This window comes from Archangium sp., from assembly GCF_036389735.1.
Lineage (GTDB): Bacteria > Myxococcota > Myxococcia > Myxococcales > Myxococcaceae > Archangium.
Window position 1 is genome coordinate 1 of sequence record NZ_DASVWK010000651.1, and the last position, 2923, is coordinate 2923.

2 protein-coding genes are annotated in these 2923 nt (G+C 70.5%); both read left to right on the top strand.

Annotated elements, in window-relative coordinates:
• Positions 1-2210: CHAT domain-containing protein (locus VF794_RS22820; protein WP_331113776.1), on the top strand; the 2210-nt coding region annotated here is incomplete at its 5' end.
• Between the two features lie 55 nt (positions 2211-2265).
• A partial coding sequence (locus tag VF794_RS22825; protein WP_331113778.1) for an ABC transporter substrate-binding protein occupies positions 2266-2923 on the top strand: 658 nt, incomplete at its 3' end.

The window sequence follows — 2923 nt, forward strand, 5'->3', positions numbered from 1 at the left end:
ACAACTTCGCCAACCTCTACAAGGACCAGGGGATGTACGGCCGGGCCGAGCCGCTCTACCAGCGAGCGCTCGCCATACAAGAAGCGGCCCTAGGCAAGAACCATCCCGACGTCGCCGAGTCACTCAGCAGCCTCTCCGCCCTCTACCATACCCAGGGGATGTACGGCCGGGCCGAGCCGCTTCAACAACGCGCGCTCGCCATCCGGGAAGCGGCGCTTGGCAAGAACCACCCCCACGTCGCCGATTCGCTCCACCATCTCGGCAACCTCTACGCGGACCAGGGGATGTACGGCCGGGCCGAGCCACTCTTCAAACGAGCGCTCGCCATCCGGGAAGCGACCGTCGGCGAGAACCATTTCACCATCGCCGATTCGCTCAACAGCCTCGCCTTGCTCAGGCTGGCTCAGCAGCGCCCCGGCGAGGCCGTTCCGCTGCTCACGCGTGCCTTCGCCATTTCCGAGCAGCGCCTGCGTCACGAGGCGCTCGACTTCTCCGAGGCGCGCCTGGCCAGCTTCCTCCAGTTGCTGCGCGCCGAGGAAGAGCGCCTCTATGCGCTGTTGCGCGCGCAGCCAGGCAACGCTGGCATGAGACGCCTGGCCCTGAGCGCCGCCCTGCTCCTCAAAGGCCGCTCCGTGGAGGAGACGGCCAGCATCTCCCGCGCGGTCTACCGGAGCCTCGGCACACAGGAGCATGACACCCTCGAACAGTTGCGCGGGCTGCGCACCCAGTTGGCCGGACTCTCGCTCAAGGGTCCCGGCTCGCTGCCACTGCCGGCCTACCAACAACAGCTCAAGGAACTCACCGAGCAGGGTGATGCCCTCGAAGCCGGCCTCGCCAAGCGCTCCGCCCCCCTGCGCGTGCTGGCCGCGCTGCCGTCCCCCGCCGACATCGTCGACCGTGTCGCCCAATCCCTGCCCAAGGACGGCGCCCTCGTCGAACTCGTCACCTATGAGGACCGCCCGCTCGTCCCCACCTCCGCCACACGCAAGTCCGGGCTGCGCTACCTGGCCCTGGTGCTCTTTCCGGATGCCACCACTCGCGCCCTCGACCTGGGGCCCGCGGAGCCCATTGATTCGGCCGCCTCGCATCTGCGTGTCACCCTGGCCAACCGGGATGCCGCCTTCGAGGAGCACGCCCGGGCGCTCTACCGACTCGCCTTCCAACCCCTGCTTCCGCTGTTGGGGAAGACTCGCCGCCTGTTCCTCTCGCCGGATGGTCAGCTGGCCCTGGTGCCCTTCTCCGCCCTGCACGACGGCCACCAGTTCCTCGTGGATGGTTTCGACTTCACCGTGCTCACCTCCGGCAAGGACCTGCTGCCTCGCTCCCAGGAGATAGCCCCCGCCGCCTCCGTGGTCGTCCTCGCCGACCCGGACTTCAGCGCCTCGCTCGTGCCACCCGCCGCCTCCTCGGACGAGGCTTCAACGCGGACCGAACGCACCGCTTCCGTCGAGCGTTTCTTCTCCTCGCTGCGCGAGGACCCGGTGCGCCGCGCCTGGAACGCCGTCCCCTTGCCGGGCACCCGCAGGGAGGCCGAGGCCATTCAGCGGCTGTATCCCCAGGCCCAGCTCTTCCTCGGCCCGGAGGCCACCAAGCTGCGCCTGTTGCACCTGATCAGCCCCGGCATCCTCCACCTGGCCACCCATGGCTTCTTCCTGGAGGATGCCCCCGCTCCCAGGGGCTCCCGCGCCGTCGGCCATTTCGGTGCGCTGGGCGAGGACACCACCGCGCCTCCTCCGGAGCCCCTGCTGCGCTCCGGCCTGCTCCTCGCCGGGGCCAGCACGTCGACGCCCACCATCCCCGGCGTCCCCTCGCCCTCGCCCGACGACGCGCTGGTCACGGCCCTGGAGTTGGCGGGCCTCGACCTGTGGGGCACCCAGCTGGTGGTCCTGTCCGCGTGTGACACCGGTCGAGGCGACGTCAAGATGGGGCAGGGGGTGTATGGGCTGCGCCGGGCCTTCCTCGTGGCGGGAGCGGAGACGGTGGTGACGAGTCTCTGGAAGGTGGACGACGAGACGACCAGCGCGTTGATGGAGGCCTATTACCGCAACCTGCTGGCGGGGCAGGGCAGGGCGGCGGCGCTGCGAGAGGCCATGCGCGCGCTACGGCGGACCCAACCCCATCCCCACTACTGGGCGCCTTTCATCGTCCTGGGCCAGGACGCTCCCCTCCGGGGACTCACGCCCAACCCCCAGAACCCCCCGGAGAAGTAGCCTCACCCCGTCCCTCTCCAGGGGGGCGAGGGGAGGGGACTGAACTCGGGACCCCATGTTCCTCTTCGACGCGGTACAACCCCTCCCGGTGGCTCCGCGCTCTCGTCTCCCCCGACTCGCCCTGGTGCTCGCCCTGGTGCTCGCGGCCGGGGCCTGCGGTCCATGCGGGTTCCAGCCCGACCCCGGCGTGAAGGTCATCGTCCCCGCGATGCCCACCACCCTCGACTGGAGCTTCTCCGACCCCAACAGCTGGGCCAACTACCCCGTCATGCTCGCCACCCAGCGCGGGCTCACCACGCTCGGTCAGGACCACTCCGTCCAGCCCGGGCTCGCCGAGCGATGGGAGCGCACCCGCACCGCCGAGGGCCACGAGGTCTACACCTTCCACCTCCGCCACGACGTGCGCTGGTCCGATGGGCTCACCCCCCTCACCGCCCAGGACTTCGTCTTCGGCTGGCGCCGTGCCCTCCAGGGCCGCGAGCGTGGCGAGCTGGCCGAACTCCTTGGGGCCCAGGAGGTGCTCGCCCTCCAGGACCAGGGCGCCCCCGCCGAGCAGGTCCAGGCCGCGCTCGCCCGTGTCGGCCTCGAGGCGGTGGACCCGCACACCCTGCGCGTCACCCTCGCGAGGCCCCGCAGCTACTTCCTCGCTCGGCTCGCCAACGTCTACCTCTTCTTCCCCGCGCCCTCCGCGGACCTCGTCGGCAAGGACGCGG